Origin of the sequence: Tahibacter sp. (assembly GCF_032229445.1) — a bacterium.
In the GTDB taxonomy this organism is placed as follows: domain Bacteria; phylum Pseudomonadota; class Gammaproteobacteria; order Xanthomonadales; family Rhodanobacteraceae; genus Tahibacter.
This window is the reverse complement of sequence record NZ_JAVTWC010000059.1, coordinates 1-13525: the sequence shown is the minus strand read 5'-3', so window position 1 is coordinate 13525 and position 13525 is coordinate 1. Positions and strand designations below refer to the sequence as shown.

General features: G+C 63.2%; 12 protein-coding genes. 1 reads left to right on the top strand and 11 read right to left on the bottom strand.

Annotated elements, in window-relative coordinates; genetic code table 11:
* The first annotated feature begins 7 nt into the window (after nucleotides 1-7).
* A complete protein-coding gene (locus RUU78_RS11525) occupies nucleotides 8-988 on the top strand; it encodes a sulfotransferase (protein ID WP_313916706.1) in 981 nt (326 codons plus the stop codon).
* A gap of 234 nt (nucleotides 989-1222) precedes the next feature.
* On the opposite strand, the gene RUU78_RS11520 is transcribed toward RUU78_RS11525, so the two are convergent.
* The 11 genes from RUU78_RS11520 to RUU78_RS11470 all read right to left on the bottom strand — a co-directional run.
* A complete protein-coding gene (locus tag RUU78_RS11520) occupies nucleotides 1223-2248 on the bottom strand; it encodes a hypothetical protein (RefSeq protein WP_313916704.1) in 1026 nt (341 codons plus the stop codon).
* Between the two features lie 466 nt (nucleotides 2249-2714).
* Nucleotides 2715-4691, bottom strand: a complete 1977-nt coding sequence (locus RUU78_RS11515) for a hypothetical protein (RefSeq protein ID WP_313916702.1) — start codon at nucleotides 4689-4691, stop codon at nucleotides 2715-2717.
* 65 nt (nucleotides 4692-4756) lie between these two features.
* The gene (locus RUU78_RS11510) at nucleotides 4757-5155 is read right to left on the bottom strand and encodes a GtrA family protein (protein WP_313916700.1); all 399 of its coding nucleotides are present in this window, start codon (nucleotides 5153-5155) and stop codon (nucleotides 4757-4759) included.
* Nucleotides 5152-6132 carry a WxcM-like domain-containing protein gene (locus RUU78_RS11505; protein WP_313916698.1) on the bottom strand — a complete coding sequence of 327 codons (981 nt, stop codon included), beginning with the start codon at nucleotides 6130-6132 and terminating at the stop codon, nucleotides 5152-5154. The genes RUU78_RS11510 and RUU78_RS11505 overlap by 4 nt, the downstream gene beginning before the upstream one ends.
* Nucleotides 6119-7057: a glycosyltransferase family 2 protein gene (locus tag RUU78_RS11500; protein WP_313916696.1), complete on the bottom strand. Its 939-nt coding sequence runs from the start codon at nucleotides 7055-7057 to the stop codon at nucleotides 6119-6121. Before RUU78_RS11500 ends, RUU78_RS11505 begins: the two co-directional genes overlap by 14 nt.
* Nucleotides 7057-8175: a DegT/DnrJ/EryC1/StrS family aminotransferase gene (locus RUU78_RS11495; protein ID WP_313916695.1), complete on the bottom strand. Its 1119-nt coding sequence runs from the start codon at nucleotides 8173-8175 to the stop codon at nucleotides 7057-7059. The genes RUU78_RS11500 and RUU78_RS11495 overlap by 1 nt, the downstream gene beginning before the upstream one ends.
* Before the next feature lie 90 nt (nucleotides 8176-8265).
* Nucleotides 8266-10089, bottom strand: a complete 1824-nt coding sequence (locus tag RUU78_RS11490; RefSeq protein ID WP_313916693.1) for a hypothetical protein — start codon at nucleotides 10087-10089, stop codon at nucleotides 8266-8268.
* A 36-nt stretch (nucleotides 10090-10125) separates the two neighbouring features.
* Nucleotides 10126-10482, bottom strand: a complete 357-nt coding sequence (locus tag RUU78_RS11485) for a GtrA family protein (protein WP_313916787.1) — start codon at nucleotides 10480-10482, stop codon at nucleotides 10126-10128.
* A gap of 72 nt (nucleotides 10483-10554) precedes the next feature.
* Nucleotides 10555-11223: a class I SAM-dependent methyltransferase gene (locus RUU78_RS11480; RefSeq protein ID WP_313916692.1), complete on the bottom strand. Its 669-nt coding sequence runs from the start codon at nucleotides 11221-11223 to the stop codon at nucleotides 10555-10557.
* 8 nt (nucleotides 11224-11231) lie between these two features.
* On the bottom strand, nucleotides 11232-12530 hold the full coding sequence (locus RUU78_RS11475) for an NAD(P)/FAD-dependent oxidoreductase (RefSeq protein ID WP_313916689.1): 1299 nt from the start codon (nucleotides 12528-12530) through the stop codon (nucleotides 11232-11234).
* A 40-nt stretch (nucleotides 12531-12570) separates the two neighbouring features.
* Nucleotides 12571-13525, bottom strand: a 955-nt coding sequence (locus RUU78_RS11470) for a hypothetical protein (RefSeq protein ID WP_313916687.1), incomplete at its 5' end; no start/stop codon positions are given.

Sequence of the window (13525 nt, the reverse complement as noted above, 5' to 3'; positions counted from 1 at the left end):
TCCAGCGATGCAGATTTTCGTTTGTGGAATGCACCGGTCAGGTACGTCGGTGATCGCCCGGCTGCTGAACATGCTAGGTGCCTATGTCGGCCCCGAAGGCAGCGGGCTGGCCGCCAATGCGGAGAACCCCAAGGGGTTCTGGGAGCGCACGGATATCGTCGCGCTCAATGATCGTATCCTGGCTGAAGCCGATGCGCGCTGGTTCGACCCGTATCCGTGGTTGACGCGTTCGCCGGTCGCGCCGTCCGCGTCGGTGAGCCGTGCGATCCGCGAGCGACTGCTTGATCTCGATGGCCACCGACCGTGGTTCATCAAGGATCCGCGCCTATGCCTGACCCTTGGAGCTTGGCTGCCGCACTGCGAGCGTCCGGTCGTGGTCGTCTGTTCACGTGACGCGCGTGCGGTGGCGTCGTCGCTGGTGAAGCACAGTACTTCTCTGGGTTTCCGCTTGAGCCGCGAGGAAGCCGACGCCCTTTGGGAAACCTACGCGCGGTCATTGCTGCAGGCCATCGATGGCATCGACTGCATCTACCTGCGCTATGAGGACGTGCTCGCATCACCGATGACAGCGGTCGAGCGCCTCCTCGCCGAGCTCGGCAACGCCGGTGTGGTCGGATTGCGACGGCCGGATCGGCGGGAAGTCTACGCATTCGTCGACCGCGAGTTACAGCACCACGGAGCGGCGCCGGCGACACCCTCCGCAGGTCCTTCCGTTGCCGCGGGATTGCGGGGTGAGGTACCCAACGCCGATCTCCCGCCGCTGCCGGATTCGACGATGCCCGCGCTCGCTGCTCTGCACGAGCGGCTCAAGCGCATGGACGAGGTCGGAATCTCTGGCATTCGTGATCGCGATGAGATCGAAGCGATCCAGAGTCGTATGCGGGATCTGAGTGGCGTGCTCGGCGACCACGATTTCAGCTGGTCCATGCAGACGTTGCGTCGTCTGGTGAATACGTCCGATCAGCGGAATGAAGACGGAGACCGCTGATCTTGATGCGTTGCCACAGGGCGCGAGTAAAGATCCCTTCCCCTGGTGTCCTGTCTCGCAATCACAACCGCCCATCAAACAATTCCAGCGTGTCTAGCAGGGACACGTCGTTGCAATCAGTCTCACCGGAGTGGCTCAATCCCCTCACCGCGCCTGATCTCGCGGCGAATCCATCCGGTATCTCCTTGACAGCACTACAAGGCAGGACGCTGGCATGCAGTTCTCAACAGCCCTCTAGTCGGGTCGCAAGCGACGACCTTCACGTGCGCCAAAGCTGCGGTAGTGCGCAATGGGATTCACACCGGCGCGCGCAACGTCGGGATTGGCTTCCAGGTAAAGGACTGGGTCGAAGTTGGGCGGCAGATCCGCCAACGGGTTAAGCGGTTTTTCCCGGACCTTTTGCAGCACGGCGTAGAACTCGTTCGAGTTGTGCGCCGTCGGATAGATCTTCACCGGCTTGAATACCGAATAGCCGATCGCAGACAGCAGTTCGACGATTTCCTGAAACGTCTCCGGCGTGAACTGCCATGCATGTGAATCGACATAGGCTCCATCGCTGAACAACAGGGCATTGATGCCGTGCAGCAGTCGGTTCACGTCAGCGTTGTAAGCGGGTTCGCCGTGGTCGCCTTTCCAGTGTCGCGCTGTATCGTTGTGCGTCGACAGCGCGGAATGGCTGATCAGTGTTGCCGCGCTGTGCACGCGGGCACCGCGCACGTGCGCATCGAGCACGTCGACAATGCCCGACAGGCGCTTGAAATGATCCAGGCAATAGCGCTTGTCCGGGGCGGCGATCCAGTAGCAGCCGCCGACGTCAAGCAGGGCGGCGACCTTGTTCAAATGTCCGACGAGATCGGGCTGATGTTCGATCGAGTGGCTGCTTACGACTGCCTCGAATCGATCGGGGACAATCGAGAGGTCCGCCTCTCGCGAGTAATAGTGGATTTCCGGGCAATTGTTCGGATCGAGGTCGTGCGAGACGGCTTTCTTGCGCAGCTCGTCGGTTGGCATGACATCGAAGTACTTCACGTGCGGACCGCGTACCGATGGGTTGGCGAGCGGGCCGATCTCCAGGACGGAGGCGGTGTCGGCCAACCGGGCGAAGAAATGGCGGCGAGCGGAGCCGGCGTTGGAAACGTCGAGCCCGGCCAGACGTGCATCAATGTCGGAAGTCGACGGTGGCGCCTCTGCGTTGTTTGCAGGCGAGTCCGGCGGGGTTGTTGTGCTCATCGGGGAAGCTCCCAAAAGGTGCGCCGCCAACGCAATTGCGCCGCCGGCTTTCGTGAACGGATGGATCGACGCGGTGGATGGGGATCGTGCCGGGCACTGTCCGCGAGCGGTAGAGTTTACAGGTAGCCGTATGCCCGATACAGGCGCGCGCGCTGGCTCCGTCACGTGCGGGGCAGATGCACGTCTTGCGCGGTGCGCGGCCGCGCTCGGCGCGCCCCGCCGGATAGAACCGCGAATGGCGTGAATGACCAGCCGCAGGCATCGGCACCGGAAAGAACTCGATGACAACGCACCGCGGTGGAGACCCGGTCAGATTCAAGCAGAAGTGCTGGGCACTTTGCCCGGCGAAATTGCGCAAGGGTCGATGTGCCATTGCAAAAATAGCCGTGTCATGCATCGGAAATCGCGACGAGGACGACGATTCCGCCACTGCGCCTTGCCGTGCGGGAGCTCATCGCGGCGATGCGTTGAGGTGCCTGTAGTGCGGTGCGCGATCCTAATGATGACGGGCGGCGCGCTCCGTCAGTTCCTGCAGATCGCGATAGAGCGCCCTGTCCTGCGATTTGAGCAATTCGAGCGTTGGACGCATGTCCAGCTTCAGGCCGACGAGCATTTCGCAGATGACCGGCTGCGTGTCGGCGGAATCGGCAAACTGCGTCATCGCGCAATAGGCGCCTTCGGTGGCTTGTTCGTTGGTCTTGCGAAGGTCTTCGACCACGCTCCAGGTCGTCGTCGACTTCGGCACCAGCAGTACCAGTGCGACGAGCGCGGCGATCAGGTATCCGTGCATCGCGACGCGACGCTCCTGCCAGCGCAGCGCGAGTTCCACCCAGCCCAGCCAGATCAGCGGCAGCAGCGCAGCGATCGTGCAGAAGTGGAATCGGGCCTTGGCGACCGTGGTGATGATGACCGGGTCCGCGGCGGCGTCGAGAAATCCCGCTCGGCCGAAGGCCACCGCTGCCGCATAGGTAGCCGCCATTGCGGCGGCACCGATGGACAATCCAACCATTAACGGACGCTGCGCCGGTATGCCCCGGAACAGCCCGCGCCAGATACGTTCGGTAACGAGCAAGAGCGCCGGCAAGAGGCAAACGACGAGCAGAATGGCGTCTATCGTGACGTTGGTGCCGGGATAGCCCGCCGCGCGGCCGAATTGTGCGGCAAAAAAAATCGGAAATCGCCGGTCGTTCGGGTAGACGGATGCGGCTGCGTGGTTGTGGTCGGCCAGCGAGCCCTGCTGCGTGCTGACCATCCAGATCTGGAGCAGAAGTAGCGCTGTTCCCGTGACGAAGACAGTGATGCCGGCGCGGATCGCAGGCGTGCGCAGACCTTTGCTGCGATCCGCGTGCGCGACGAGCAGTCCGGCTCCGGCGCAGGCAAGCATGAGTCCACCGGAAATGTAGGCGAGGCCCGCCGCGGCGCACAACGCCACGAGCACAAGGGTCGAGGTCAGCGCGCTGGCGCGCTCGTTGTATTTGCCGACATAGGCGAACACCAGCACCGAGAACATCACCGGAAGGAACTGATGATAGGCAATGCCGGTACCACCCCAGTAACCGGTTTCGCCGAGCACGCCGGCGATCAACGCTATGGCGACGGCCGTACCGGCAGCCGGTCCGCCCGCGACGATGATGCTGCGGCGCATCGCCACAAGGTAGACGAGTAGAACGCCGATTCCCGTCCAGCGGACCGCTTCGAAGCTGGCATTACTCACGCGCAGTGCCACGAAATCGAGCAACTGGCCAGTCAGGAAATACGTATCGTTGCCGACCATCGTCAACCAGCGGTAGTTGCTGCCCGTCAGTTGGAACGCGCCGGGCACGTAGTAGCGCCAGTCGTCCATGAAGGGCAGTTCGGGCATGCCGGCGATCGTGGCGATACCATAGACGCCGGCACACATGACCAGATACAAGGTCGCGACATCGACGGCGCCGGCACGATCGCGCCAAGCCATTCGCGCGATGGCCAGCGAGGCGAGCACGACGAGGAACAACGGCCAGAGCGAGAACACGAGCCATGTGCGTGACGGCGCCGGCAGCATGACTTGCGCGTCGTTGTCGCTGACCGTCACGAGCACGCGCTGCCCATCTACGCGAAGCTGCTGCTGGTCGGGGCGCAGATTGACTATCGTCGCGGGCTCCACCTGCCGGCTCATCGCACCGCGCTGCCAGCGCACGGACAGGAGGTGGTATTCGGTCGGGCGCTGGCCCGGGTCGAAGCGCACGCCGCTACCCATGCTGCCGGCAGGAATGTCGAAATTGATCTGGTCGACGGCGCTGGCCAGCGGTTTGCTGGCGGACTCCTGCTCGTTCCACATGCCGTTTGCGGAGTGGAAAACCTGCGTTATGTCTTCCTTGTCCGACACCAGTTCGACGCTGAGCCACATCGGATAGAAATTGATGTAGGCGTAAGCACAGGCCATCGCGCCGAGCAGAAGAGAAAGCAGGAATGTTTGGATGCGGCCGAAGGACATGCGTCTTCCTCTACTACGTGCGATCGAATCTGGCGAGCTGACTGAACTCGGATGGCCGAGGGACCTCAGGGAGCGGTTTTGCGCTGCGCGTGGCCATTCACCAGCACGAGACGGCTGAGCACGAAGGTGAGCGGTATCGACAACACCGTGCTGACAAGCGCCGCGAACGCCTCGGGGATGCCCAGCCAGGTCACGCTGGCGTGGAGCACCGTCAGACCGAACAGATACTGGATCAGGTAGACCACGGGAAAGATCACCGCGCGGCGCGCACTGTGGTTCACCCGGAATACGAAGCGGGTGCTCAGCAGATACGACAGCGCGATGCCGATGAGGTAGGCGACGGTGTAGGCAATGGCATAGCCGGCTTTCGACAACAGCGCGAGATAGATGGCGTAGGTCACGCCGGTGTTGATCAGGCCACTGGCGAGAAAGCGGACGATTTCCCGGACGACCGCGTGGTTCATCGGGCGTCGCTGGCGCGTATCAGCGTCAGGAACTCGGTGTAGTCGCGCACGTAGTCGGCTGCCGAATACAAATGCGAGGCCAGCACCAGCAGCACGGCATCGGACGAATACTTGTACTGGATTCCCCAGGTCATTGGCGGCAGGTGGATACCGATGCTCGGTGCGTCGAGCAGGAATTCCTGTCGACTGCGGCCGTCGTCGGCAACGACGGCACAGCTACCGCTGACACAGATCAGGAACTGATGACATTCGCGGTGCGCGTGCTCGCCGCGGGTTTCCGCGCTGGGCACGTCGTAGACAAGGAAGTAGCGTTTCGCCTCGAACGGAATGTCGCGCTGGAACTCGCCGACGCTGAGACTGCCGCGGACGTCCTTGTAGTGGTTCATCCGGTGCAGCGTGACATTGCCGATGGCCGTGCGGATCGATCCGGGCTTGGTCGGCGGCGCAATCGCCTCCTGCGAACCCGCGGGTTCGGGCCGGTCGCCCGCATAGCCAACGATGCGCGCGGGATTGCCGACGACGATGGCATAGGGCGGCACCGAGCGCGTCACCACTGCGCCCGCACCGACCATCGCGTGCTGGCCGATGCTGACACCGGGAAGAATGGTCGCGTTGGCACCAATCGAGGCGCCATGGCCGACTATGGTCTGCGCGAACTGTTCCGGGTACTGCTTGCTGCGCGGGAAGCGATCGTTGGTGAAGGTCGCATTCGGGCCGATGAAGACGTCGTTCCCGACGCGCAGGCCATCCCACAGCTGGACGCCGCACTTTACGGTCACACGGTCACCGACGACGACATCGTTTTCGATGAACACGTGGTCGCAGACATTGCAGTCCTCGCCCAGGCGGGCACCGGCCAGTACATGCGCGAACGCCCAGATGCGACTGCCTTTGCCGACGTTCGGGCTTTCGCAAAGGCCCAGGGAATGGACGAACACGGCCGTTTCGGTGACGCCGGACGGGTCAGCGGGTTGCACCGGGGAATTCCTCGTTTTTCATGACGACCGCGAGCGGCCGATTCTGCGTGTTCGCGAATGCGCGCCAGACATAGGCGCCGACGATGCCCAGGCCGAGTGCATTGAGACCGCCGAACAGCAGCACCGTGATCATGGTTGCGGCATAGCCCGGCACCACAGGCCCGCCAGTCAGGCGCAGTAGCACGATGACCAGACCGAACAGGATTGCGATGCTGATGCCGAACACGCCGAGCAGGAGAAGAATGCGGATTGGCAGGTCTGAGAATGAAAACACGCTGTCGATCATGTATTTGAGCTTGCGCCGCAGTGTCCAGGCGCTCTTGCCGTGGCGGCGCAGCTGACGTTCGTAGCGGATCGTGCCGCGTCGGAAGCCGAGCCAGAACAGCAGCCCGATCAGTGAGCTGTTGCTCTCGCCGAGCGCAATCAGCTGGTCGCGGAATTCCCGGTTGCAGGCAAACACGTCCACCCCGCCGGACGGGATGTTTCGATTGATCAGGCGCCGGTATGCCGACCAGAACACTTTCGACGCCATGCGTGTGCTCCACGGATCGCTGCGCGACTCGCGCGTGCCGATAAGCACATCGTGCTGGCCGAGGGCCAGTTGCCGGAAGAATTCTCCGGCCAGTTCGGGCGGCTCCTGCAGATCGGCCGCCATGACGGCGAAGTAGTCACCGCGCGCGGCGATGAAGCCCGTGCGTATGGCCGCGAACGAGCCGAAATTGCGTGAGTGCGAAATAAGCTGCGATGTAAACCCGGCATGCGGCAAGCGGCGCTTGAGTTCGGTGTAACTCGCATCCGGACTGCCATCGACGACGAAGATGACCTCGAGCGGACTATCCAGCGCCGCCCGAAGGCCATCGAGCGCCTCCACGAGCTCGCCGATCGAGCCCTCGTTGAGATAAACCGGAACGATCAACGAATACATTACGACCGCCATTCCCGCAGCGCGTCGCAAACCCGGCCGACCTCGGCATCCGTCATTTCCGGAAAGCAGGGCAATGTCAGGATTTCCGCGGCGGCACGGACGCTTTGGGGCAGCCCCGCACTGAGGTCGCGGCGGTCGACGCGCGGCTGCTCATTGTCCAGAACTGGATAATGCACATCGGACGCGATGCGGCGTGCGGACAGATGCCTGCGTAGCGCATCGCGGTGGCTCGTGCGCACGACGAACAGGTGCGCAACATAATCAGCGCCGCTGACGTCCGGATAGCGCAGTGCAGTGGTCTCAACCGCAGCATACATCGCGGCGATTTTCCGGCGCCGAGCGTTCCAGCCTTCGAGATGCGGCAACTTCTCGCGCAGGATCGCCGCCTGCATCTCGTCAAGCCGGCTGTTGCGCGCGGGACCGTCGACGACGACGTATTTGTCGCCCCAGCCGTATTGACGCAGGCGCCGGAGCCGGGCTGCGGTGTCGGCGCTGCGGCACGTCACGAGACCCGCATCGCCGCAGGCGCCGAGATTCTTTGTCGGGTAGAAGCTGAAGGTCGCCGCGTCGCCCCAGGCGCCGGCGCGTACGCCATCACGGCTGCAGCCATGCGCCTGCGCACAGTCTTCGATGAAGGCAAGGCCATGGCTGTCTGCGATGGCACGAAGCGCGACTACATCGGCCAGGCGGCCATAAAGATGCGTTGCGATGATGGCCCTGGTGCGTGGCGAGATCGCGTGGCGCACGGCTTCCGGATCGAGTGTCAGATCGTGTTCGCGTACGTCAGCGTAGATCGGCGTCGATCCGATGGCGAGCAGCGCGGTAGTCGAGTACATGCCGGCGTTGGCGGCAACGACAACTTCGTCACCGGGACCGATGTCGAAGGCGCGCAGGGCCAGTTCGATAGCCTCTGTACCGTTAGCGACGCCGACGCCATGGTTTGCGCCACAGTAGGCCGCAAACTCACGTTCAAAGGCCTCCAGCTCCGGGCCGAGTACGAACCACCCGCTACGGATCACGCGCATTGTGGCCGCGTGAATGGGTTCGGCGAGCGCGTCGGCGTGGCGCCTGAGATCGTTCAGCGGTACGACTTCCTCAGTCGCGGTCACGGAATTCATGCGGTCCTGTCGGGCGGCGTTAAACCGTGCCCAGTATAAGCGATGCGTCCGGCGCCCCCGCGCAGCGTGCGGCGCGCCGGGATGCTGAGGCTATATCGGGTTTCTGCGGTTGATCCAGGTCGATACGGCTTGCGTCAGGTAAGACAGGTAGCCCTGCTCCACCGGTGGAGACAACGCCAGCCAGAAATCTGGGTCCTCGTCGGTCATTTCGACGACGAATGACGCAGCGGGAACGCGAAGATCGAGCGTCTGCCAGGATTCCCGCGGAGCCGCGACGGGTGACGCAGCGACTTCGCGCGCGCCGTCGGTCGACACAAGTCTCACCGAGAGTTTCGCTTCGCCGAGATAGCCCGCGAAAGCCATGCGCACGAAAGGATAAGCCGTCTGCAGCGGTGCGCTGGTGCATCGCCCCCGTACCGAATTTCCGAGACCAGGGACGTAGGTGCCGGAACTGCCCGCGAGTGCCGGCGTGGTCGGATAGGCGCCGGTTGCAGCCAGGGCCGGACAATTGTTCCAGGCGATGGCGAGCGATGGCCGGACGGATACGGGCAGCAGGCGCCGAATCGTCGGATTGGCGAGAAAATTCGCCAGGCGTGAGGTGTTCGGGTACCCCAGGGCCAGAGGATCTCTGCCCGCAAACGCCGCCGGGCCGGCTCCGGCGAGGTAGTCGCGCAGCGCTGGCTTGCCGTGCTCGAGACCTGCGTGCCGCGCGGCCGCCGAGGCGCCGCCCTTGAAGCTCCAGATCGTCAGAGTGGCAAAAAAACTCAGCGCCGTACTGAACAAGGCGAGCTGGGCCAACGAGTACCAGCGACCTGAGGCGATCCGGCGTAGTTGCAGTGCGCCCAATGCGAGGTTCGCGAGGCCGCCGAAAACCATCGTATCCATGTAACGGGCCGGTACTCCGGTCAGATCGTGGCCGCGCGAAAGCGCCAGCACCGCGCCTTGCAGCGCGCTCCACACGGCGACACTGACGAGAAAAATCTCAAGGCGGCGGTATTGTTCGTCGTCAGCCGGAACATGCCGGGCGATTGTCCAGCGCAGCAGCCACGCCAGGCAGGGCGTCCAGAGCAACACGACGGACAGCGGTGCCGACGGTAGCGGCCAAGACAGAAGGCGCTGCCACGCCAGCAAGAAATCCCCGAGATCGGCGGCGCGGAGGGGCTGGTGTCCGGGGATCTGCGGCACGATCAGATAGCCGATGACCGCGATGGGCAGCAGCAGTGTGGTGAGCAGTGCGGCACGGCGCACCGGCAGCAGGCCGTCGCGGGCCAGCAGCTGTGCAGCGAACGCGATGATTACGGCGACTGTCAGGCCGGAAGCCAGGGTGAACAGCGCCGCTCCCGCGAGCAGCAAAAGCATGCCGAACCGCACGTTTGTGACGGGTCTGAATGCCACCTGCTGCAGCGGAATGAATACTGCGATATTCAGGAGAAAAAAACAGTTCTGGAAACCCGCGAACTGGTTCTCCCACGCATACGGCAAGCTGCCGGCAGCAATCATGAGTAACAGTGCGAGCACAAGATCGCTGCCGCGCAGCCGGCGCAGCAGCGGCCACGAAAAAAAAGCCAGCATCGCGGCGTACAGCGGGATGTTGAAGAACAGTTCGACGCGGTTGTCGAACTGATGGTCGTTTGCCCAAAACAACAGCAGGCCCAGCACGCGGGTGAAGAAAATCCGGTGCTCGTTGTGGGGGGCAAAAAGATCGCGCCACTGCAGCGCACCCTCGAGGAGCGGTTTGTAGAGGCGGTCGATCTCCGCATCCCACTGGTCCCAGAACGGAAGATCGGTACCCCAGCGGGCGACGAAGAGAGCCCGTATGGCGACGACGACGAGCAGCGCGACCGCAAACAGAGCAACGGTCAGTGCGCGTTTCTCCGCGAGGGGCGCCGTGCCCGCCATTACATGCATGGACATGAGAGGTTCTCCATTTTTGCCGACTCTTGTGGGTCGCTAGCGAAATGACACGTACTTGTGTCCCGCATAGCTGGCCAGGGCCGGTGCGACCACACCGAACGCGTGCGCAATCTCTTCGGCGTGCCAATGGATGCCGAGCGCCGGCAGCAACTGATACAGCACGAGCATGCTGATCGACAACGTGAGTACAGCGGCGAAAAGATTGATTGCCAAGAACCAGAACAACTGCTGCCGGATACTGCGCGTCGGCGCCTGAAAGACAAAACTGCGATTGAGCAGAAAGGCGGTGGATACACCCACGAGAAAAGCCAACACGACCGCCGCCGGGAAACTGACGAACATGCTGAACAGTATGCGTGAACCGAAGTTCGCGCCGGCTGCGATCGCGCTCATGAGTACGAAGCGCACAAACTGCGAATTCAGCACCGCGTGCTCCGGTGGATGACTCGGCGTCGCGACATCGGATCAGCGTTTGGTTGCAACCACGAACGCCTGCTTGCCTAGCACGTACCAGGCGAGCGGCATCTTCAAATACAGTTGCACCAGCCATGGCGCCTGCGGTAGCCGGCTCTTGGTCGTATACGGCAGGAACTTTGCGATGACCGTGGTCGGCTCCAGCCCGGCCAGCTGCAGGCCTTCGACGAGGCTGCGCTCGGTCAGCGGGGTGTGGTGATCGAAGTAGTCCCAGTACTCGCCGGGCAGGTAGCGGATGTTCGGCTGCAGCACCATGACGCGGCCGCCCTTGCGCAGGATGCGTGCGGACTCGCGGAAGGTGTCGAGCACCATGTCCTTGTTCGGCAGGTGTTCGAGGAAGTTGCTCATGAACACGACATCGGCACTGTCGCTGGCGAGCTCCCGGATCGCGGTGCAGGACTCGTTGATCACGTGCACGTCGGGTGCGGCGAAGCGGCGCACGTCGGGGTTGAGATCCACCGCGATCTTCTTGCCGGCCTGGATGTTGTTGATGAATTCACAATATCCGGCGCCAATGTCGACGACGGTATCGGTCGGCTTCACGTAGCGGCTGAAGAAATCGCTGCACAGCACCTTCCAGATTGCATGCTTCTGCGCGAGCGCTGCTTCGGGAAAGCGCTGGTTGTACAGCTTGTCGAGTTCGACCTTGGAATCGGACATGGCGGTGCTCAGGCTAGAGCGGTCTGCGCCAGGGTCTTGGCGACCTTGACACTTTCGCAGATGGAACGGTCTTCGGGGTAATAGTAGGCCGTGTCGGCCATGACGAGGCCAGCGATAGGTGTGCGCATCGGCGGCAACAGGTCATAGTAGCCCGGTGGGCAGACGGCCTGGGCGTAGTCGTAGCGATGGCAGTGGCTGGCCAGCACCCAGTCGCGCGAGAACGCCGGATTGATCTTCGGCAGATAGCCCAGCACTTCCTCGATGAACGCCGCGTTGTCGCGGGCAAACTTCGGGTGCGTCTTTGGCATGTAGAACGGTGCGTAGACGACAGCCGGACCGGCGCCCGGATTGAGGTTCGAATACTCGATGAGGCCGGGAATGTCGATGCCGTCGTCGCAGATGTTCATCCAGAAATTCTCGCTCAGCGGTCGGCTGAGCTTGAGGATGACGCAGACTACGGGAATGTTCTCGAGCGCCTGGATGCGCGCGACGAAATCCGCTGGCAGTTCCGGTGCGAGGCGCGGCACATACTGGATCGGCGCGGTGCTCACGACGCCGTCGACCGGAAGGGTTTCACTGCGCACCGTGATGCTCTCGACCTTGCCGTCCGGCGCGTTTATGCGCTCGATGCCGGCGCTCAGGTGGATGCGGCCACCGCGTGCAAGAATGAATTCCTGCATCTTTTTCAGCAGGGTCTCCGAGCCGCCTTCGATATAGCCCATCGACTCCTGGAACAGGTTGCGGCGCGACAGCGCGACCCGCTTGATGCGCGTACCCAGCCAGGCAGCGGAAAGCCTGTCCTTGTACTCGTAGAACTTGAGATGGAACAGGCGTTCCCACAGCACATCGTAGGCGCGCGCGCCAAGGTTGCGCTTGAGCCAGTCGGTCACGCCGACCTTGTCCAGCGCGCGCCAGTCGCTGATGCCCTTGGTGCGCATCACATGCAGCGCGTAGCGGAACTTGTCGATCCAGCCGAGCTTGTCGAAGCGCAGCAGCGCGAACGGCGTTCCCCACTTGTAAAGCTTGCCCTGGCAATAGAAGCCCATCTTCGTGTTGGTCCACTTCAGCGCGTCGCTGATGCCCAGTTCGGCCATGAGTTCGAACAGCGGATCATCGGTCTTGCAGACGAAATGGTAGTAGCGCTCGATCTGCAGGCCGTCGAAATCGAATGCCGCGGACATGCCGCCGATGCGGTCGTCGCGCTCGTAGATGTCGACCTCGTGGCCGGCCTTGAGGATTTCCATGGCCGCCATGAGCCCCATGGGGCCGGCGCCGACGATGGCGTAGCGGCGGGATGTAGAACTCACGGGTTCACCTTGTATCGAGCGGCCTGCGAAAACGTCGCGGTCATGGCGTGTTTGCCGGCACGTTGACGGTCCAGGGGGCCGGATTGATGGGCGCCGCGACCGCCTCTCCGCGATCCATGCGGGTCGCATGCTCGCGCCATTTCAGATCGGGCAACGGCGGGCGGCGCAGATGGTCGTTGTTTTGCACGGCTACGATTCCGATCGCGACCAGCGTGACCGGTAGCGCGATAGTGCGCAGGCGGCCGAGAATGCCGCGCAGGGCCAGCAGCAGCGAAACCCAGAACAGCACCTTGAAAAGCAGGAAATAGCGGTCCGCGTAGCCTAGGTCGAGTATCAGGTCGGGAATCGGCGTAGCGACTGCGGCGTGCTTGCTCGCGACCGTCCACAGTTGAGCGGCGACGAAGCACGCGACGGTGACGATGAGCGCGCGTGCCGGAACAGAGGCTGCGCCAGCGATGCAGCCGATTACGGCCAGGATGCTCAGGCCGCAGAACACGGCGTGAGGGAACCACGCATAGCCCAGGGTATGTGTCTGCAATCCGGCCATGACCTCGCGTGCCGCGAGCCAGCCTGGCGTTGCGGAGGCGCGCAGGTTCTGCGTGTCCGGCAGCACCAGCACCAAGGTCGTTTGCACGATCGCGCACACCAGCAGCACCGCCATGTCCGGGTGGGCAAATAGCAGCGCCCGCAGCGACGGTAGCGTGCGAGTTTCCAGCGAACGGCACGTCAGCCCCACAATCGCGCCCGCGATCGCGAAGACCGAGAATGGACCGCTCAGTCCCACCAGGGCGGCTGCAAGACACGCGACTACGGGCCGTGCCGGCGGTTCACCGCTCACGAAGCGCGCCATTGGCAGCAGCAGATAGAACTGCAGCAGCCATTGCGTGTTGGTAAGCGTGCCGAACACTTCGATATTCGTCGGCGTCAGCGCGAACGCGGCGAGAAACACCCAGAATGCCGCCGGCGGTAGCGGCAGCCGGCGCAGCGAGGCGATG